Origin of the sequence: Streptococcus sp. 1004_SSPC (genome assembly GCF_001069025.1) — a bacterium.
Classification (GTDB): Bacteria; Bacillota; Bacilli; order Lactobacillales; family Streptococcaceae; genus Streptococcus; species Streptococcus vestibularis.
Genome location: NZ_JWGQ01000013.1, coordinates 1 through 19,819, shown reverse-complemented (window position 1 = coordinate 19,819; position 19,819 = coordinate 1). Strand labels below are relative to the sequence as shown.

At 37.4% G+C, this 19,819-nt stretch carries 17 protein-coding genes, 1 tRNA gene and 1 pseudogene; 17 read left to right on the top strand and 2 right to left on the bottom strand.

The genetic code is table 11. From position 1 onward, the window contains the following. Positions 1 to 245 precede the first annotated feature (245 nt). Positions 246 to 319, top strand: a tRNA-Arg gene (locus ADF62_RS01440). Between the two features lie 25 nt (positions 320 to 344). Here the strand turns inward: ADF62_RS01440 and ADF62_RS01435 are convergent. Next, positions 345 to 1,028 (bottom strand): YoaK family protein, encoded by a 684-nt coding sequence (locus ADF62_RS01435; RefSeq protein WP_048787910.1) that lies wholly within the window; start codon positions 1,026 to 1,028, stop codon positions 345 to 347. 15 nt (positions 1,029 to 1,043) lie between these two features. Then, positions 1,044 to 1,523, bottom strand: a complete 480-nt coding sequence (gene rlmH, locus ADF62_RS01430; RefSeq protein ID WP_037621613.1) for a 23S rRNA (pseudouridine(1915)-N(3))-methyltransferase RlmH — start codon at positions 1,521 to 1,523, stop codon at positions 1,044 to 1,046. A gap of 193 nt (positions 1,524 to 1,716) precedes the next feature. Here rlmH and ADF62_RS01425 point away from each other — a divergent pair, with 193 nt between their 5' ends. The 16 genes and pseudogenes from ADF62_RS01425 (at position 1,717) to ADF62_RS01350 (ending at position 19,674) form a co-directional block, all read left to right on the top strand. Further along, positions 1,717 to 2,952, top strand: coding sequence for a S1C family serine protease (locus tag ADF62_RS01425; RefSeq protein WP_003095726.1), 1,236 nt, complete (start codon positions 1,717 to 1,719; stop codon positions 2,950 to 2,952). Positions 2,953 to 3,017: 65 nt separating this feature from the next. Next, on the top strand, positions 3,018 to 3,785 hold the full coding sequence (locus tag ADF62_RS01420) for a ParB/RepB/Spo0J family partition protein (protein WP_003095245.1): 768 nt from the start codon (positions 3,018 to 3,020) through the stop codon (positions 3,783 to 3,785). Positions 3,786 to 4,024: 239 nt separating this feature from the next. After that, entirely contained in the window at positions 4,025 to 5,389 is a 1,365-nt protein-coding gene (gene dnaA, locus ADF62_RS01415; RefSeq protein WP_003095243.1) for a chromosomal replication initiator protein DnaA, read from the top strand. Positions 5,390 to 5,543: 154 nt separating this feature from the next. Beyond that, on the top strand, positions 5,544 to 6,680 hold the full coding sequence (gene dnaN, locus ADF62_RS01410; protein ID WP_003095723.1) for a DNA polymerase III subunit beta: 1,137 nt from the start codon (positions 5,544 to 5,546) through the stop codon (positions 6,678 to 6,680). 51 nt (positions 6,681 to 6,731) lie between these two features. After that, entirely contained in the window at positions 6,732 to 6,923 is a 192-nt protein-coding gene (locus ADF62_RS01405; RefSeq protein ID WP_002886272.1) for a DUF951 domain-containing protein, read from the top strand. A 210-nt stretch (positions 6,924 to 7,133) separates the two neighbouring features. Beyond that, a complete protein-coding gene (ychF, locus tag ADF62_RS01400) occupies positions 7,134 to 8,249 on the top strand; it encodes a redox-regulated ATPase YchF (RefSeq protein WP_003095721.1) in 1,116 nt (371 codons plus the stop codon). A gap of 72 nt (positions 8,250 to 8,321) precedes the next feature. Further along, positions 8,322 to 8,891 carry an aminoacyl-tRNA hydrolase gene (gene pth / locus ADF62_RS01395; protein WP_003095719.1) on the top strand — a complete coding sequence of 190 codons (570 nt, stop codon included), beginning with the start codon at positions 8,322 to 8,324 and terminating at the stop codon, positions 8,889 to 8,891. Beyond that, complete coding sequence (mfd, locus tag ADF62_RS01390; protein ID WP_048787909.1) at positions 8,884 to 12,390, top strand: transcription-repair coupling factor; 3,507 nt, start codon at positions 8,884 to 8,886, stop codon at positions 12,388 to 12,390. The genes pth and mfd overlap by 8 nt, the downstream gene beginning before the upstream one ends. Before the next feature lie 185 nt (positions 12,391 to 12,575). Then, the gene (locus ADF62_RS01385; protein WP_002883975.1) at positions 12,576 to 12,851 is read left to right on the top strand and encodes an RNA-binding S4 domain-containing protein; all 276 of its coding nucleotides are present in this window, start codon (positions 12,576 to 12,578) and stop codon (positions 12,849 to 12,851) included. Further along, entirely contained in the window at positions 12,835 to 13,206 is a 372-nt protein-coding gene (locus ADF62_RS01380; protein WP_003095715.1) for an FtsB family cell division protein, read from the top strand. The genes ADF62_RS01385 and ADF62_RS01380 overlap by 17 nt, the downstream gene beginning before the upstream one ends. Then, positions 13,206 to 13,337 (top strand): SP_0009 family protein, encoded by a 132-nt coding sequence (locus tag ADF62_RS01375; RefSeq protein WP_048787908.1) that lies wholly within the window; start codon positions 13,206 to 13,208, stop codon positions 13,335 to 13,337. The genes ADF62_RS01380 and ADF62_RS01375 overlap by 1 nt, the downstream gene beginning before the upstream one ends. Next, the gene (locus ADF62_RS01370; RefSeq protein WP_003095714.1) at positions 13,334 to 14,626 is read left to right on the top strand and encodes a serine hydrolase; all 1,293 of its coding nucleotides are present in this window, start codon (positions 13,334 to 13,336) and stop codon (positions 14,624 to 14,626) included. The genes ADF62_RS01375 and ADF62_RS01370 overlap by 4 nt, the downstream gene beginning before the upstream one ends. After that, a complete protein-coding gene (gene tilS, locus ADF62_RS01365; RefSeq protein WP_048787907.1) occupies positions 14,626 to 15,891 on the top strand; it encodes a tRNA lysidine(34) synthetase TilS in 1,266 nt (421 codons plus the stop codon). The genes ADF62_RS01370 and tilS overlap by 1 nt, the downstream gene beginning before the upstream one ends. Before the next feature lie 81 nt (positions 15,892 to 15,972). Continuing rightward, a complete protein-coding gene (hpt, locus tag ADF62_RS01360) occupies positions 15,973 to 16,515 on the top strand; it encodes a hypoxanthine phosphoribosyltransferase (protein ID WP_003095247.1) in 543 nt (180 codons plus the stop codon). A gap of 19 nt (positions 16,516 to 16,534) precedes the next feature. Further along, entirely contained in the window at positions 16,535 to 18,514 is a 1,980-nt protein-coding gene (gene ftsH, locus ADF62_RS01355) for an ATP-dependent zinc metalloprotease FtsH (RefSeq protein WP_003095700.1), read from the top strand. 140 nt (positions 18,515 to 18,654) lie between these two features. Then, a pseudogene (locus tag ADF62_RS01350) lies at positions 18,655 to 19,674 on the top strand (IS30 family transposase). The last annotated feature ends 145 nt before the right edge of the window (positions 19,675 to 19,819 follow it).

Genomic DNA, 19,819 nt, shown 5'->3' with positions numbered 1-19,819 from the left:
GGGATTCGAACCCGTGTTACCGCCGTGAAAAGGCGGTGTCTTAACCCCTTGACCAACGGACCAAGTTTTGAGATTTTTATCTCGCTGACACTCTTATTATTATATCAGAGTATTCGATTTTGTCTATACTTTTTTTCAAAAAAAAAATTAATTTTTGCTGAATTTATTCGAATTTTACGTTAGTTTTTATCTAGCTTTTACAAAGTATTGACATGTTGCTATATATTTTGTAAACTAAAGTTATTGGTCCCATAGCTCAGCTGGATAGAGCATTCGCCTTCTAAGCGAACGGTCGCAGGTTCGAATCCTGCTGGGATCAGATGAAAAAACGCAATCTAGAATTTCTAGTTGCGTTTTTCTTTTGCTTCGATAAATAGAAAATAATTTAAAATAAACAAGGGGAGCAAAGTTGTATATAGACTGTATTCATATAAATATTGGGCAAACCAAGTTGATGCTGCGACTCCCACCATAAAGGTAAAGATGATAATAGTAGTGTAAGAAGCTTGTTTTAGTACTTTAGGATCACTCTCACCAATAGCTCTTGCAACTGTTAGGGAAGTATTAGTGATATTACCAGTCATCATGAAGGAGGCATAATTTACTCCTCTGACCCGCTTAAAAATCCCTACCTGAAGAGAGGCAAAGAAGGCCAAGCCTGCAATCGTAATAGTAGAATCAACGTAAGGTGTAATAATGGCGAGAATAGTCATCAAGAGAAAGGCAAGTCTAATCGCTTGCAAATGCCATCCCCATTTATGGTTAATAAGCCACTTCTTAACAAAAAAAACAAAAAACTGACCTAAAACAAAGAAAAAAATAGGTATTACATAGCTAAAAGCTCTTGCAATATGTCCCTCAACAAGGTGAATAACCAAATAAAGGAGATTACCTGTCTGGATACTTGCAAATCGTCCGTCTTGAGTATTGTATGTGTAGGCATCAATAAAGCCTCCTATATAACTAACTAGAGTTGCTACTCGTAAACCTTCAAAAACACGATAGGAGCGTTTTTTCATTTTGAACATGTTGATTTCCTTTTTCTACTTATGATAAGGACTTCCTTGCCGAATCATGAATGCGCGATAAATTTGTTCCACTAATACAAGGCGCATAAGCTGATGAGGAAAAGTCAAGAGACCAAAACTCATCAATTGATTAGCCCTCTTTTTCACTTTAGGGGATAGCCCCAGACTCCCCCCTATAATAAAAGTAATATCTGAATAGCCTCTAAGGGTCGCTTGCTCTAACTCTTTGGCAAACTGTTCTGAGGGAAATTGCTTTCCCTCAATTGCTAAGGCAATGACATAATCACGGTCACCTACCTTAGCCAAAATACGCTGTCCTTCTTTGTCTAAGATAGCTTTATTTTCAGCTTCGCTTGCATTATCAGGCGTCTTCTCATCAATCAACTCTATAGACTCAAATTTTGTGAAGCGTCCTAGCCGTTTGATATACTCTGCAATGCCATCTTTCAAATATTTTTCTTTCAATTTTCCAACGGTAATCAATTTAACTTTCATAGCTTCATTATAGCACATATCCACAATCTTTTAACACCTTATCCACACCTTTTCATATTTCATATCCCCTATTTATTCCATCTAGAATAGCCTATCATCTACTTTTCCACAGATTGTGGAAAACTTTCAAAAAAATCACTTTATGATATAATTAAGCTTACTTTGATATGTTTATCAAAAAGGAGGACTAAACGTGAAAAAATTTAACTGGAAAAAAATAGTAACGCCAATTGCAATGCTAGTTATTGGCTTACTAGGTGGTTTACTTGGTGCCTTTATCCTACTAACAGCAGCTGGGGTATCTTTTACCAATACAACAGATACAGGAGTCAAAACGGCTAAGACCGTCTACAGCAATACAACAGATACAACTAAGGCTGTTAAGAAAGTACAAAATGCTGTTGTTTCTGTCATCAATTATCAAGAAGGTTCATCTTCAGATTCTCTAAATGACCTCTATGGCCGTATCTTTGGTGGAGATGATAATTCTGACTCTAGCCAAGACAAATCAAAAGATTCTGATGGGTTGCAAGTCGCTGGTGAAGGTTCTGGGGTCATCTATAAAAAAGATGGTAAAGAGGCTTATATCGTAACCAACAACCACGTTGTCGATGGCGCTAAAAAACTCGAAATCATGCTTTCAGATGGATCAAAAATTACTGGTGAACTCGTTGGTAAAGATACTTACTCTGACCTAGCAGTTGTCAAAGTTTCTTCAGATAAAATTAAAACCGTAGCGGAATTTGCAGACTCAAACTCTCTAACAGTAGGTGAGAAGGCAATTGCTATCGGTAGCCCACTTGGTACCGAATACGCCAACTCAGTAACAGAGGGAATCGTTTCTAGCCTTAGCCGTACTGTAACTATGCAAAACGACAATGGTGAAACTGTTTCAACAAATGCTATCCAAACAGATGCTGCCATTAACCCTGGTAACTCAGGTGGTGCCTTAGTCAATATCGAAGGACAAGTTATCGGTATTAACTCAAGTAAAATTTCATCAACGTCAGCAGTCGCTGGTAGCGCCGTTGAAGGTATGGGATTTGCCATTCCATCAAACGATGTTGTCGAAATCATCAATCAATTGGAAAAAGACGGTAAAGTTACACGACCAGCCCTAGGAATCTCAATGGCCGATCTTAATAGCCTTTCTAGCAGTACAACTTCTAAATTAGATTTACCAGATAAGGTGAAATCTGGAGTTGTTGTCGGTAGTGTTCAGAAAGGTATGCCAGCTGACGGTAAACTTCAAGAAAATGATGTTATCACTGAGATTGATGGTAAGGAAATCAGCTCAAAAACTGATATTCAAACCAATCTTTACAGCCATAGTATCGGAGATACTATCAAGGTAACCTTCTATCGTGGTAAAGATAAGAAAACTGAAGATCTTAAATTAACAAAATCTACAGAAGACTTATCTGATTAATCATTGACAAATCTGTCAAAAGACCTTTACAATAATGTAAAGGTCTTTTTTGGGAAAGGAACACCATGTCAGAACAACTCAAAACTTTACCTATTAGTGAAATTTACCCCAATCCTTTTCAACCTCGTCTAGAATTCTCCGATGAAGAGTTAGTAGAACTAAGTCAGTCAATATCAGAAAATGGTTTAATACAACCAATTATTGTACGAAAATCTGACATTATTGGTTATGAACTAATTGCTGGAGAAAGACGTTTACGTGCCTGTAAACGTTTAGGGATGACAGAAATCCCTGCAGTTGTAAAGAAAGTTACAGATCAAGAGAGTCGTAAACAAGCTATTATTGAAAATTTACAACGATCAAATCTCAATCCTATCGAAGAAGCAAAGGCCTATCGTAATTTAATTGATGAGTTAGCTTACAGTCACGAGGAGCTCGCTAAAGCTATGGGGAAATCTAGACCATATATTAGTAACACTCTTAGACTACTACAACTTCCGCGAGAGATACAAACGAGTATTGAAAACGGAAGTCTGAGTCAGGGACATGCTAGAGCACTCTTAGCTATTGAGGATTCTCGAAAGCAGTTAACCATCTTTCAGCAGGTTGTGGCTGAAAGATGGTCTGTTCGTACTCTAGAAAAAAAACTTCAAGAACTTCCTAGAAAACAAAAATCTAAAAAAGATATCCATATAAAAGATAAAGAAAAAGAACTTGAAAAATCACTAGGTCTTCCCGTAACTCTACGTTATCACAAAACTCACTCGGGAACGATTCAAATACACTTTTCGACGGAAGAAGATTTTAACAGAATTATCAACAAGCTTATCTAGGCTGTTAATTGTGGAAAAAGGTGAATCAGACTTATCCACATCGTGAAAAAGAATCCCTCCCTTTATTTTAGAGGGATTCTTTTTTTATCAACAGACAGTGGATAACTTTTATTCCCAGTGTGAATTATTTTTTTGTGGTTGTGGATAACCTCACAAACTTTTCTCTTTATGACCTGTGGAAAACTTTTTTGTTTTATGATAGAATCAGAGGACAAGAATAAAGAAGGAGAATTGATAGAATGACCGAAAAAGAGCATTTTTTTTGGAATAAGCTCTTAGAGCTGGCCAAAGAGGAACTAACACAAGCTACTTTTGATTATTATGTCCTAGATACCAAGCTCATCAAAATTCAAGATAACGTTGCTACAATTCTGCTTGAAGAAGTCAAGAAACTGTTCTGGGAAAAGAACATGCAATCTTTCATTTTGATGACTGGATTTGAAGTCTACAATAGTGAAATAAAAGTTGAATATGTCTTTGACGAGGCTCTCGTTAGCGAAATAAAACCAACTTTATCAAGCAATGACTTCAGCAATAAAAGGGAACAACAAACACCTGCTCTTCCCACTTTGAACTCGGACTTAAATAGTAAGTATACCTTTGATAATTTTATTCAAGGAGATGAAAACCGCTGGTCTGTAGCAGCCTCTCTAGCTGTAGCTGATTCACCAGGAGCGACTTATAACCCTTTATTCATTTATGGGGGACCTGGTCTCGGAAAAACTCACTTGCTCAATGCCATTGGTAATAAGGTCTTACATGATAATCCCCAAGCACGAATCAAATACATAACTGCCGAAAATTTTATTAACGAGTTTGTTTTACATATCCGTTTAGATAAAATGGATGAACTAAAGCTCAAATACCGCCATCTAGACGTGCTTTTAATTGATGATATACAATCGTTGGCTAAAAAGTCTACGCAAGCCACTCAAGAGGAATTTTTCAATACTTTCAATGTCCTTCACGATAATAATAAACAAATTGTCTTGACTAGCGACCGAAATCCAGATCAATTGAATGAAATGGAAGAGCGTCTTGTCACGCGCTTCAAATGGGGCTTGACTGTAAATATTACACCGCCTGACTTTGAAACCCGAGTTGCTATTCTTACCAATAAGATTATGGACTATGATTACCATTTTCCACCTGAAACAATTGAGTATTTAGCTGGCCAATTCGACTCAAATGTCCGCGACTTAGAGGGAGCTTTGAAAGATATTAGCTTAGTTGCAAATGTCCGCCAGTTAGATACGATCACAGTTGAAGTAGCTGCCGAAGCTATTCGTGCACGTAAAATAGATGGCCCTAAGTTAACGCTCATTCCGATTGAAGACATCCAAAGTGAGGTTGGGAAATTTTATAATGTCACGGTTAAAGAGATTAAGGCAACTAAGCGAACACAAAATATTGTCTTAGCTCGTCAGGTTGCTATGTATCTTGCGCGTGAAATGACTGATAACTCCCTCCCAAAAATTGGAAAAGAATTTGGAGGAAGAGATCACTCAACTGTTCTACATGCTTACAATAAAATCAAAAATATGCTTGCTCAAGATGACAGTTTACGCATTGAAATTGATACCATCAAAAACAAGATAAAATAACACCTGTGGATAACTACTAAAAATTATACACACTTTTCCACAAGATGTGCACAAGTCTAAAATCTTGATAAAACTATGATTTAGATACTTATGCACAATATCCACAAGACCTACTACTGCTACTAACATAATACTAATAAAATAAAGGAGCATCATGATTCAATTTGCGATTAATAAAGCTTATTTCCTACAAGCCCTTCATACAACTCGACGTGCTATTTCTTCAAAAAATGCTATTCCCATTCTATCAACTATAAAAATCGAAGTTACTAGTGATAGTATCTATTTAACAGGTTCAAATGGACAAATCTCAATAGAGAATAGTATCTCTGCTTCAGAAGAAAATGCAGGTCTATTAATTACACGACCAGGTAGTATCCTTTTAGAAGCGAACTTTTTCATCAACGTTGTCTCAAGCTTACCTGATGTTACTCTTACATTTGAAGAAATAGAACAATACCAAGTATTGCTAAAGAGTGGTAAATCAGAGATTACTCTAAAAGGAAAGGATGTTGAACAATATCCTCGTATTCAAGAAGTTGACAGCTTGACACCACTAGTTATGGACACTAAAGTGTTAAAATCTATCATTGCTGAAACGTCATTTGCAGCAAGCACGCAAGAAAGTCGTCCAATTTTAACTGGAGTTCACTTTGTTCTTTCAAATCACAAAGATCTTAAAGCTGTTGCCACTGATTCTCATCGTATGAGTCAACGTCAACTTGTTTTGGAACATTCTTCAGATAATTTTGATGTAGTAATCCCAAGCCGATCACTTAAAGAGTTATCAGCAGTCTTTAGTGATGGTATTGAAAATTTGGAAATTTTCTTCTCTGCAAATCAAATTCTATTCCGTAGTGAGACAATCTCTTTTTACACACGTCTACTAGAAGGAAATTATCCAGATACTAATCGTCTCTTGTCGGATTCATTTGAAACAGAGGTTGTGTTTGAGACAGCTAGCCTTCGTTCTGCTATGGAACGTTCCTATTTGATTTCAAATGCAAGTCAAAGTGGCACGGTGAAACTCGAAATCATCAATGGTAATGTTAGTGCTCATGTTAATTCACCTGAAGTCGGAAAGGTGAATGAAGATATTGATGTGCAAGACGTTTCAGGAAGTGATTTGGTCATTAGTTTTAATCCCACTTACTTGATAGACGCTTTGAAAGCACTTAAGAGTGAGACTGTCCGTGTACGTTTCATTTCACCAGTGCGTCCATTTACTTTGACGCCAGCAGATGACAGTGAGAATTTTATTCAATTGATTACACCTGTAAGAACAAACTAAAATCGAAAAAGTTATCCACTGTGGATAACTTTTTTACTAGGGAGGAAGTTTATGTACCAAATTGGAAGTTTAGTTGAAATGAAAAAACCACATGCTTGTACCATCAAAGCAACAGGAAAAAAAGCTAACGAATGGGAAGTGACCCGTCTTGGAGCTGACATTAAGATTCGTTGTACGAATTGTGATCATGTAGTTATGATGAGTCGTCATGATTTCGAAAAGAAACTTAAGAAGGTTTTATAACAGCTATTATGAACGTCACTTACTACTAGATTATTATATTAGAAAGCTATAACACTCTGGCAAAATAAAAAGTATCTAGGGCCCCTAATCGTCCTCCTTATAGCATTTTTCCTTGCTTTCCTTTTTCTGATTCTCAAAGGAAAGTTGCCTATTTTTAACAATTTTTGTGTTATAATTAACTAAATTACTTTTTAATGGAGAAATAAATTAATGGCTTTAACAGCAGGTATTGTTGGTTTGCCGAATGTTGGTAAATCAACTCTTTTCAATGCAATTACAAAAGCAGGTGCGGAAGCTGCAAACTATCCTTTCGCAACAATTGATCCAAATGTTGGTATGGTTGAAGTACCAGATGAACGTTTGACAAAATTGACTGAACTTATCACACCTAAAAAGACAGTTCCAACTACCTTTGAGTTCACAGATATTGCGGGTATCGTAAAAGGAGCATCAAAGGGTGAAGGTCTTGGAAATAAGTTCTTGGCGAACATTCGTGAAGTAGATGCTATTGTTCATGTCGTTCGTGCTTTCGATGATGAAAATGTTATGCGTGAACAAGGGCGTGAGGATGCCTTTGTAGATCCGATGGCTGATATCAATACAATCAACCTAGAATTGATTTTGGCTGACCTTGAATCAATTAACAAACGTTATGCGCGTGTCGAAAAAATCGCTCGTACACAAAAAGATAAAGATTCTGTGGCAGAGTTTAATATTCTTCAAAAGATTAAACCCGTTCTAGAAGATGGTAAGTCTGCCCGTACAATTGATTTTACTGAGGAAGAACAAAAGATTGTTAAGGGACTTTTCCTCTTGACAACAAAACCAGTGCTTTATGTGGCTAACGTTGATGAAGACCAGGTCGCAAATCCTGATGATATTGATTATGTGAAGCAAATTCGTGAGTTTGCAGCGACTGAAAATGCAGAAGTAGTTGTTATTTCGGCTCGTGTTGAGGAAGAAATCTCTGAGTTGGATGATGAAGATAAGGAGATGTTCTTGGAAGATCTTGGTTTGACAGAGTCAGGAGTCGATAAACTAACACGCGCAGCATATCATTTGCTTGGTCTTGGAACTTATTTCACTGCCGGTGAAAAAGAGGTCCGCGCTTGGACCTTTAAACGAGGGATCAAGGCTCCACAAGCAGCTGGAATTATCCACTCTGACTTCGAGAAAGGATTTATCCGCGCTGTAACAATGTCGTATGACGATTTGATTAAATATGGCTCTGAGAAAGCTGTTAAAGAAGCTGGACGCCTTCGAGAAGAAGGAAAAGAGTATGTTGTCCAAGATGGTGACATCATGGAATTCCGTTTCAACGTTTAGAAAATAAAAAATAGTGCACAAGGCTGAAAAGTATTTTTCAGTCCTTTTGCTGTTTATCAAAGAGGAGAAATAATGACAAAATTAGTAGTTGGCTTGGGAAATCCTGGTTCAAAATACCATGAGACACGTCACAATGTTGGTTTTATGGCTATTGACCTAATGGCTAAGGAACTAGGATTAACCTTTTCTGAAGAAAGGACCTTTAAGGCTGAAGTGGCTTCGACCTTTTTAAATGGTGAGAAGGTTTATTTTGTGAAACCAACAACCTTTATGAATCTATCAGGTCTAGCTGTTAGAGCATTACTAGCTTATTACAATATTCCCATGGAGGATTTTATCGTCATTTACGATGACTTAGATATGGAAGTTGGGAAATTGCGCTTTCGTCAAAAAGGTTCAGCGGGTGGTCATAATGGTATTAAATCTATCATTGCTGAAACTGGCACTCAAGAATTTGACCGTATAAAAATTGGTATTGGCCGCCCACAGAAAGGAATGACGGTCGTTAATCATGTCCTTGGAAAATTTAGTGAAGACGATTATTCCACAATTTTACTGACTTTAGACAAGGTAGAGGCGGCCCTCAATCATTACCTTAAAACAAATGATTTCGAAGATACCATGAGGCGTTATAATGGCTAATACCCTATTAGATCTTTTTGAGAAGAATCATCAATTACTTGAGTGGCGTGATAAGGTAAGTTTATTGAGTAGGCAATTGGTCATGGGGTTTTCTGGTTCTAGTAAGGCAGTTGTTATGGCCTCTGCACTTTCTAATCAGGTTCCTAAGATTTTTATAGTTACCTCAACACAAAATGAAGCTGAGCAATTAGTAGGAGATTTGTCAGCTATCTTAGGAGAGGATAAGGTTTATTCTTTTTTTGCGGATGATGTATCAGCTGCAGAGTTTATCTTCGCTTCTCCAGAAAAGACCCATTCTCGTCTCGAAAGTCTTAATTTTTTAATAGATAAAGAGACAAGTGGAATCTTAGTTACGAGTTTAGTTGGTACTAAGTTACATTTGCCTAATCCTGAGATTTATAAAGACTCCCGTATTGACTTAACACTAGGGGAGGAACATGATTTAGAGGCTCTCAGTAAGCATCTGACTCATATTGGATACCAAAGGGTAGAGCAGGTTCTCTCACCTGGTGAGTTCAGTCGTAGAGGCGATATTTTAGATATTTATGAACTGACTGCAGAACTCCCTTACCGTTTAGAATTTTTTGGAGACGAGATTGATGGCATTCGTCAGTTTGATAGCGATAGTCAGAAATCTTTAAACAATTTAGATCATGTTGCCATATCACCGGCGGATGATATTATCTTAACAAGAGAAGATTACCAACGTGCTGAGAAGGCCCTAGAAAGTGCAGTTTCAAAAGCAGAGGGTCCTCATAAGGCTTATCTTGAGGAAGTTCTATCAGTGACGATTGATGGTTACCGTCATAAAGATTTACGTAAGTTTTTGTCTCTCTTTTATGACAAAGCTTATACCTTGTTTGACTATCTTCCAAAGGGGACTCCTGTATTCGTTGATGATTTTCAAAAGATAGTGGACCGCCACGGACGTCTTGAATTAGAAGTAGCTAATCTTTTAACTGAGGATCTTCATCAGGGCAAGTCTCTGAGTTATCTAAACTACTTCGTGGATTCATTTAAGACTTTACGTAACTATCAGCCAGCTAGCTTCTTTTCTAATTTTCATAAGGGATTAGGAAATCTTAAATTTGATAAGTTGTATCAATTCACTCAATACCCTATGCAGGAGTTTTTCAACCAATTTCCGCTACTGGTTGACGAAATTCATCGTTATACTAAGAATAAGGCAACGGTTATTTTACAAGTGGGGTCTGAAAAGCAACTCAAATCTTTGAAGGAAACCTTGGAAGAATATGATTTAGATTTACCTCTTAGTAGGTTTGGAGATTTGATTTCTTATAAGCCTCAATTAGTTCTAGGAAACTTATCCAATGGTTTTTACTTTGCTGATGAAAAGCTTGTTCTGGTCACTGAACGTGAGATTTTCCATAAAAAAGTAAAACGTCGTGCGCGTGCCAGTCACGTTTCCAATGCTGAGCGTCTAAAAGATTACAATGAGCTTGAAAAAGGTGATTATGTTGTACATCAGACTCATGGTATCGGGCAATTTAAAGGTATTGAGACTATTGAGATTAAAGGGGTGCATCGTGACTACTTGACCATCCAATATCAGGATGCTGCAACAATTTCTCTACCTGTTGAGCAGATTGAGAGTCTCTCTAAGTATGTGTCAGCGGACGGGAAAGAGCCCAAAATTAATAAACTCAATGATGGGCGTTTCCAAAAAACTAAACAAAAAGTAAGCAAGCAGGTAGAGGATATTGCTGATGATCTCTTAAAACTCTATGCAGAGCGTAGTCAACTTAAAGGATTTGCTTTTTCACCGGATGATGATAATCAAAGGGATTTTGATGATGATTTCTCTTATGCTGAGACAGTGGATCAACTGCGTTCCATTAAGGAAGTTAAGGCAGACATGGAGTCAGACAAGCCTATGGATCGTCTCTTGGTTGGTGATGTTGGTTTTGGTAAGACAGAGGTAGCCATGCGTGCTGCTTTCAAGGCGGTTAATGATGGGAAGCAAGTTGCTATCCTAGTGCCTACAACAGTTCTTGCCCATCAGCATTATTTGAATTTTAAAGAGCGTTTTGAAAATCATGCCGTTGAAGTAGATGAACTCAGTCGTTTTAGAAGTAAAAAAGAGCAAAATGAGACTATTGAAAATCTAGCTAAAGGACGTATTGATATTATTATTGGTACCCACCGCTTGTTGTCTAAAGATGTTAAGTTTTCTGATTTAGGCTTGCTAGTAATTGATGAAGAACAACGTTTTGGCGTGAAGCATAAAGAGAAACTTAAGGAGTTGAAAGCTAAAGTTGATGTCCTTACTCTAACTGCGACCCCTATTCCTCGTACACTCCATATGTCTATGTTGGGTATTCGTGATTTGTCGATTATTGAGACAGCACCTACCAACCGTTATCCAGTTCAAACTTATGTTATGGAAACCAATCCTGGTCTTATTCGAGAAGCGATATTAAGGGAGATGGACCGAGGTGGCCAGATTTTTTATATTTATAATCGTGTTGAAACCATTGATCAAAAAGTTTCTGAACTGCATGAGATAGTCCCTGAAGCACGTATCGGATTTGTTCATGGTCAGATGAGTGAGGTTATGTTGGAGAATACCCTCTTGGATTTCTTGAATGGCGATTACGATGTTTTGGTAGCAACGACCATTATCGAAACAGGAATTGATATCTCCAATGTTAATACACTTTTCATTGAGAATGCAGATCATATGGGCTTGTCTACTCTTTATCAGCTAAGAGGTCGCGTGGGACGTAGTAATCGAATTGCCTATGCCTACCTCATGTATCGTCCTGACAAAGTGTTGACAGAAGTATCAGAGAAGCGTTTGGATGCTATTAAGGGGTTTACAGAACTGGGATCAGGTTTCAAAATTGCTATGCGTGATTTATCGATTCGCGGTGCAGGGAATATTCTCGGTTCTTCTCAAAGCGGTTTCATTGACTCAGTCGGATTTGAAATGTACTCGCAACTATTGGAAGAGGCTATCAATAAGCGTCAAGGTAAAACTCAGGTTCGTCGAAAAGGAAATGCAGAGTTCAATCTTCAGATTGATGCTTACCTCCCTTATGACTACATTTCTGACGAGCGCCAAAAAATTGAAATTTATAAGCGTATTTGTGAAATCGAGAATCAGAAAGACTATCAGGACCTTCAGGATGAGATTATTGACCGTTTTGGAGAATATCCAGACCAAGTTGCCTATCTCATTGAGATTGGTCTGGTTAAGGCATGTTTAGATGCTGCCTTTGCAGAATTAGTTGAGCGTAAGAACGATACTATCACTGTTCGTTTCGAAAAATCCTCTCTTAAATTCTTCTTGACTCAAGACTATTTCGAAGCCATCTCTAAAACGCATTTAAAAGCAAAAATCAGTGATAACCAGGGGAAAGTAGAGATTATTTTTGATGTTCGTAACAAGAAAGACTATGAAATCCTTGAAGAATTAAAGATTTTTGGTCAGACATTTATGGAAATTAAAAAACGTAAAGAAAAAAAAGAAGCTTAAGGAAAGTTTAAGTAAGTCTCTATATACTATAAAACATCCTAAAACTTTTCTTTTTCATAAATCTCCTGAGAGGGTCGACTAGTGTCGCTCCTCTTATTTTTGTGTTTGAAAAGGCTTTAGTCACCTATTTTCTAAAAAAAATGCTATCATAGAAGAGATATCCTAACGAAAAGGAAACAGTAATATTGAGATTAGACAAATATTTAAAAGTATCACGAATTATCAAACGTCGTCCAGTGGCTAAAGAAGTAGCTGATAAAGGACGTATTAAAGTAAATGGTGTACTCGCTAAGTCATCTACAGATTTAAAAATTGGTGACCAAGTGGAAGTTCGTTTTGGAAATAAACTATTGACAGTCCGTGTTCTAGAAATGAAAGATAGTACGAAAAAAGAAGATGCGGCAAAAATGTACGAGATTATAAGTGAAACAAGGATTGAAGCAGATGAGCAAGAAGCCTAATATTGTACAGCTTACGAACGATTACATTGATAATGCCAATCAAGAGCAACGATTAGAGCGTGCCGAACATGAACAAAGAAATCGCTTCATGGGGTGGATTCTCTTTGTGGTTGTTTTACTCTTTATCTTGCCAACGTATAATCTAGTTGAAACTTATATGAATATTAAACAGCAAGAGAAGGAAGTCTTGTCATTCCAGAAAGACTATGATAAATTGTCATATCAGACAAAGGAACGAAAGGATTTGGCTAAAAAACTTAAGGATGATACTTTCGCTGAGAAATATGCGCGTGCTAAGTATTACTATTCACGTGAAGGAGAGTCTATCTATCCTGTACCAAGCTTATTACCCTAATGAAAGATTTACTTAAAACTGTAGAAATTTTTTTAACCTATTCGGAAGCCAAGTTAGAGGAACTATCAGAAAAAAATCAGCAACTTAAAACGGATGTACAGAGGAAGGAGGAGGTGAAGAAACAAGCATGAAAAAGCTCTTAATAGCTGCAACTGCTGTGCTTGTTTCTTCCAGCCCTTTAATCCTACTTCCTATGGAGAAAGAGCTAACTCTGACCTCAAAACAGGTTCAAAAGTTGGCTCAAAATACTACAGTTAGTCTGAGTCAGTTTAAACAGATTCCTAAAAATCCACGAACAGTAACAAGTATCTTAACTTATAAGAACAAGGAATTAACAGATTTTAAGACCAATATTCAAGCAGATACCAAACTATCAATTTCTGCTATTTCTTGGAATGCTAAAGGTGAACCTGTTTTCCAACTTCAAGATGGTGATTATGTAGCAGCTAGTCAGAAATCAATTATTGATGATAGTGTCTATGATCAAAAACCAGTAGACATGACCTTATGGACTAAAGATGGCTTAACAGTTTACAAAGAACCCTACGTTTCAGGTACTGACAAAGCTGACTCTAAACTAGCTAGTTTCAAACCGATAAAGGTTAGCCGAGCTGCCCAGACGCATGCTGGGACTTATTATTTTGCAGATGGAGAAGGTTGGATCAATGCCTCTGACTTGTCAACTACTGATAATCGCATCGAGGCTGTTCAAAAAGTATTAAACGAGAAGTATAACAATCAAGAGAGCATCTCAGTTTATGTTAAGCAGCTTGATACAGACCGTATAGCAGCTATCAATGACGAAAAAAGCATGTATGCAGCTAGTGTAGCCAAGCTAGGTGTACTCTATTATGCACAGGAACGTCTGTCTCAAAAGAAATTATCATTATCAGATGAGTATCAATATACCTCTGCTGTGAATGGTTTTCCAGGTGCTTATGATCCAGATGGCTCAGGAAAGATTAGTAAGATGCCTGATGACAAGAATTATAGCTTGGAAAACTTGTTAAAGGCTGTAGCTCAAAATTCAGATAATGTAGCGACAAATATCTTAGGTTATTATGTAGCCAATCAGTATGATAATTCCTTCCAAAAATCAGTAGATGAAGCTGCAGCAACCTCTTGGAATATGGATAAAAAAGAGTTGACTGCCAAAGCAGCAGGTACTTTGATGGAGGCTGTTTATAGGCAAAATGGGGATATTATTAATTATCTTTCAAGTACAGACTATGATGGCGAACGTATTTCAAAAAATATTGATGTCCCTGTTGCGCATAAAATAGGGGATGCCTACGACTTTAAACATGATGTCGCTATTGTCTATACAGATTCTCCCTTTATTCTATCGATTTTTACGGATAAAGAAGGCTATGACAAAATCACCTCAATTGCAGATGATGTTTATGGAATTTTAAAATAATGACAGAAAAATTGTTGCAAATGATACAAGCAAAAGGTTATTTTAACCAACACAAGAAAATTTTAGTAGCAGTATCAGGTGGAGCAGACTCGATGAGTTTGCTGCACTTTTTGTATAACCATCAAAAAGATTTGGATATTCAGCTGGGCATTGCTCACGTTAACCATAAGCAACGGCAAGAATCGGAGTACGAAGAAGATTATTTACGTCATTGGGCAAAGGAACATAAGATCCCTTTTCACTATAGCGCATTCTCAGGAAAGTTTTCAGAAAATGCCGCCCGTACTTTTCGCTATGATTTTTTTAAGCAGATTATGAAAGAAGCTGACTACTCTGCTCTTGTCACGGCCCATCATGCTGATGATCAGGCCGAGACGATTTTTATGAGACTCTTGAGAGGAAGTCGTTTAAGACATCTGAGTGGGATTTGTGATGTAAGATCATTTGGCACTGGTCAGATTATTCGTCCTTTTTTGCATATTCCGAAAGCGCAACTTCCCATAACCTTTCATTTTGAAGATAAGAGTAATTCTTCTTTAGCCTATCTCCGAAATCGCATTAGACTGACCTATATCCCTACTCTATCTCAGGAAAATCCTAAATTTAAGGAGCATCTTTGTCTTCTAGCAGATGAGATTGCCCTTATGGGAAAAGCATTAGAGGAGTTAACGAAGGATATTACTATAACCGATTTGTCTGTTTTTCAACAACAGACAGATGCTGTCCAATACCTTCTTATTCAGAGTTATTTAGAATCCTTTCCTGATTTACAGCTTCCAAAAGGTCAGTTCAATCAATTGATGAGTTACCTAAGAAAAAAAACTTCAGGAAAAATGCTACTAAAAAATGGTTACGTGTTAGTCAAAACACAGACGGATTTTTTAATAACCAAAGAAGAGTCTATCCTCCTATCTCCTCCAAGTCTCCTAGAATTTGGAAAATCTATTGTGTTTGAGGAACACACATTAATTTTTTCTGAACCATATATTGTTTCTAACGTGAATACTATTAATATTTGGTCAGATGCCCCGATACTGATTCGTCATAGACATGAAGGTGATATGATTGACTTGGGTACTCACCACAAAAAAATAAGACGATTATTCATAGACAATAAAATTCCATATAAGGAGCGACAAAAAGCTATTATAGGAGAACAAGATGGTCAGATTATCTTTCTTTATGTCTCCGGGCGTCTCTATTTGAAAAAAAAGCCCGAAAATGCTATACTTTATGGCACTGTGGTGATTTATAAGAATTTCTAATCAAATGCCATGTTTAAATAACGACGATTGAAGTAAAAGTGTTATAATAAGAGAATATTGACTTCGAGAAAGGGAAACCAAATGTTAGAGAAAGACATTAAAAAAATCCTCTTTTCCCAAGAGGATATCGTAACTAAAACTAAAGAGCTAGGTCAACAACTGACAAAGGATTATGCAGGAAAAAATCCCCTTTTAGTCGGTGTTTTAAAAGGTGCTGTTCCATTTATGGCAGAACTTATCAAACATATCGACACCCATATTGAGATGGACTTTATGGTCGTTTCAAGTTATGGTGGCGGAACTGTCAGCAGTGGTGAAGTAAAGATTCTTAAAGATGTTGATACTAATGTTGAAGGACGAGACATCATCTTTATTGAAGATATCATTGATACAGGTCGTACGCTCCTTTATCTTCGAGATATGTTCAAGTACCGTAAAGCCAATTCAGTCAAAATCGCAACTCTTTTTGATAAACCAGAAGGTCGTGTTGTTGATATTGAGGCAGATTACGTATGTTACGATGTTCCTAATGAATTTATCGTTGGTTTCGGACTAGACTATGATGAAAAATACCGTAACCTTCCTTATGTCGGTGTCTTAAAAGAAGAAATTTATACAAAATAAGTAAAGGTCTAATTAATTTATGAATAATAAAAATAATAATGGCTTCTTACGGAACGCTTTTCTCTACATCATAGTTATTATTGCGGTTGTAACCGGAGTACAATACTTTGCAGGAGGAAGCCAAAGCTCAAGTCAACAATTGTCTTACACACAGTTGGTTAAGAAAATTGAAGATGGTAAGGTAAAATCTATCACTTATCAGCCAGACGGTAGTATCATTGAAATTAAAGGTAGCTACAAAAAGGCTGAAAAGATTGATACTGACCTTAGTCTACCATTTTTAGGTAGTGCATCATCAGAGACACGTAGCTTTACATCGACTGTGCTGCAGAATGAAACAACTATGCAGAAATTGCAGTCAGCATCAGAAGCAGCTAATGTTAATGTTAAAATGATACGTGAAAGTTCAAGTGGTGCTTGGATTTCATATCTTTTTAGTTACCTACCTTTGATTGGGATTGCTATTTTCTTCCTTTTCATGATGAATCAAGGTGGTAACCGCGGTGCCATGAACTTTGGCCGTAATCGTGCTAAAACCCAGTCAAAAGAAAATATTAAAGTTCGCTTTACAGATGTAGCCGGTGCAGAAGAAGAAAAAGAAGAACTTGTAGAAGTAGTAGATTTCCTCAAAAATCCACGTAAATATAAAGCTCTGGGTGCACGTATTCCTAAAGGAGTCCTCCTCGAAGGCCCTCCAGGAACAGGTAAAACCCTCCTTGCTAAAGCAGTGGCTGGTGAAGCTGATGTACCATTCTTTAGCATCTCAGGTTCTGATTTTGTAGAAATGTTTGTCGGTGTTGGAGCTAGTCGTGTCCGTAGTCTGTTTGAAGATGCTAAAAAGGCAGAACGTGCTATTATTTTTATTGATGAAATCGATGCGGTTGGGCGTCGTCGTGGTACTGGAATGGGCGGTGGTAACGACGAACGCGAACAAACCCTTAACCAACTATTGATTGAAATGGATGGTTTTGATGGAAATGAGAATATCATTGTCATTGCTGCAACCAACCGTAGTGATGTTCTTGATCCAGCCCTCCTACGTCCAGGACGTTTTGACCGTAAAGTTCTTGTTGGTCGCCCAGATGTAAAAGGCCGAGAGGCTATCTTGAAAGTCCATGCCAAGAATAAACCATTGGCTGAAGATGTTGACCTTAAAGTTGTGGCTCAACAAACTCCAGGTTTTGTTGGAGCAGACTTGGAGAATGTCTTGAATGAAGCAGCTCTAGTTGCTGCACGACGTAGTAAGACTAGAATTGATGCTAGTGATATCGACGAAGCAGAGGATCGTGTTATTGCTGGACCATCTAAGAAAGACCGCCAAGTTTCAGAACACGAACGTAAAGTTGTGGCTTACCATGAAGCGGGTCATACAATTGTTGGTTTAACACTTTCTAGCGCTCGTGATGTTCACAAGGTTACTATTGTTCCACGAGGTCGCGCAGGTGGTTATATGATTTCTCTACCAAAAGAGGATCAGATGTTGTCATCTAAAGATGAGCTAAAAGAACAATTGGCAGGTCTTATGGGTGGACGTGTTGCAGAAGAAATTATTTTCAACGTTCAAACATCAGGTGCTTCAAATGACTTTGAGCAAGCGACACAGTTGGCACGTGCAATGGTTACTGAATATGGTATGAGCGAAAAACTTGGACCAGTCCAATATGAAGGTAATCATGCGATGAATCCAGGACAATTTACGCCAGACAAGTCTTACTCAGCTCATACAGCTCAACTTATTGACGAAGAAATTCGATCACTTTTAGTTGAGGCACACGACAGAGCAGCCGAAATTATCAATGAAAACCGAGACACACATGCTCTTATTGCAGAAGCTTTGCTTAAGTATGAAACACTTGACGCTGCACAAATCAAATCAATTTATGAGACTGGTAAGATGCCAGTAGATTCTCTTGAAGATTCAGAAGAAGATAACCACGCTTTATCTTTTGATGAAGTGAAAGAGAGATTGGAAAACAAAAATAAAGATGAAGAAGAGTAGAATTTTCTACTCTTCTTTCTATTTTCAGTAAAAAGGTCTCTAAAAAATAAACTAGCCCTGTTGTAAAATGAAGTGCAACAAAAAAGACATGTTCATCTGATATACTAGAGTTGCGAAAAACAGTATAAAGGAAGATGAACATGTCCACTAATTATTCTACCACAAATCAATCATACAAGCACTTATCTGAAGCTGAGCGAGGGGAAATTGAAGCTTATTTAAGCGTAGGACTCAAACCTGCTGAGATTACTCGTAGACTAGGGAGAAATCGCTCTACTATTACTCGTGAAATTAATCGTAGTTCCATAACACAAGTGAAAAAAGTAAATGGGCAGAAGGTCTATTACCACCACTATTATGCAGATGTTGCTCATAACCGTTATCGTCATGCTAGAGAAGCCAGCTATTATCTGAAACTGGATTGTGTATCGGATGACTTTCTGAGAGCATTTACAGAAGCAATGAGAGAGAAACCAAGGGTGCATAGCGTGGATACCTTTGTTCATACCTATAGACTCCAACATGTAGATGAAGTTGTTCCTTCAACCAAGACGCTCTATAACTATATTCATCAAGAATTGTTAGAGATTAATGTCATTGCTTTGCCAAGAGCAGTGCGGATCCGTAAGAAAATTACCAAGCGCCCCTCTACCAATAAACATCTAGGAAAGTCAATTGAAGAAAGGCCAGAAGAAATCAATAATCGTTCCCGTTTTGGAGATTGGGAAATTGATTCTGTTCTGGGGGGAAAGACAATAGGAGCGCCTTCTATTCTGACCTTGGTAGAACGACAAACACGCTATGCTGTCACAAAGAAACTCGTGGAAAAGAAAGCAGAGTATGTCAATCAAGCAGTCTTAGAGTGTATGAAACTTTATCCCATTAAGTCCATAACTGCAGATAATGGAAACGAATTTTCATCATTGAGTAAGATAGAGGGATTAGATGTTTATTTTGCACATGCCTATTCATCTTATGAACGAGGTACAAATGAGAATTTCAATGGATTACTAAGATAGTTCATTCCGAAGGGGTGTTCGTTAAAAGAACTAAATCAGAATCTTTTAGAGGACTATACAAAGGCTATCAATGAAAGGCCTAGACGAATTCATGGCTATCAGTCTGCAAAAAAGCTGTTTGAGCTAACTCAAACAGCTTGAAAGATACTCACTTAATCAGAGTAACAACTTTGTTGCACTTGACTTGACAATTAGGGGTAAAAAATAAAATAAAAATAGCGGTAAGTTATTGACAAGTTTAAGCAGAGATGATATTATAAATAAGCTGTTTCGAAAGGGACGGCAA

Bases quoted from the DNA above. Each gene is read 5' to 3' on its own strand.
- ADF62_RS01405 (WP_002886272.1), top strand. From the start codon at position 6,732: ATGTACCAAATTGGAAGTTTAGTTGAAATGAAAAAACCACATGCTTGT.
- ADF62_RS01435 (WP_048787910.1), bottom strand. From the start codon at position 1,028: ATGTTCAAAATGAAAAAACGCTCCTATCGTGTTTTTGAAGGTTTACGA.
- ADF62_RS01420 (WP_003095245.1), top strand. From the start codon at position 3,018: ATGTCAGAACAACTCAAAACTTTACCTATTAGTGAAATTTACCCCAAT.
- ftsH (WP_003095700.1), top strand. From the start codon at position 16,535: ATGAATAATAAAAATAATAATGGCTTCTTACGGAACGCTTTTCTCTAC.
- pth (WP_003095719.1), top strand. From the start codon at position 8,322: ATGACAAAATTAGTAGTTGGCTTGGGAAATCCTGGTTCAAAATACCAT.
- rlmH (WP_037621613.1), bottom strand. From the start codon at position 1,523: ATGAAAGTTAAATTGATTACCGTTGGAAAATTGAAAGAAAAATATTTG.
- mfd (WP_048787909.1), top strand. From the start codon at position 8,884: ATGGCTAATACCCTATTAGATCTTTTTGAGAAGAATCATCAATTACTT.
- ychF (WP_003095721.1), top strand. From the start codon at position 7,134: ATGGCTTTAACAGCAGGTATTGTTGGTTTGCCGAATGTTGGTAAATCA.
- ADF62_RS01370 (WP_003095714.1), top strand. From the start codon at position 13,334: ATGAAAAAGCTCTTAATAGCTGCAACTGCTGTGCTTGTTTCTTCCAGC.
- hpt (WP_003095247.1), top strand. From the start codon at position 15,973: ATGTTAGAGAAAGACATTAAAAAAATCCTCTTTTCCCAAGAGGATATC.
- dnaA (WP_003095243.1), top strand. From the start codon at position 4,025: ATGACCGAAAAAGAGCATTTTTTTTGGAATAAGCTCTTAGAGCTGGCC.
- tilS (WP_048787907.1), top strand. From the start codon at position 14,626: ATGACAGAAAAATTGTTGCAAATGATACAAGCAAAAGGTTATTTTAAC.
- ADF62_RS01375 (WP_048787908.1), top strand. From the start codon at position 13,206: ATGAAAGATTTACTTAAAACTGTAGAAATTTTTTTAACCTATTCGGAA.
- ADF62_RS01380 (WP_003095715.1), top strand. From the start codon at position 12,835: ATGAGCAAGAAGCCTAATATTGTACAGCTTACGAACGATTACATTGAT.
- dnaN (WP_003095723.1), top strand. From the start codon at position 5,544: ATGATTCAATTTGCGATTAATAAAGCTTATTTCCTACAAGCCCTTCAT.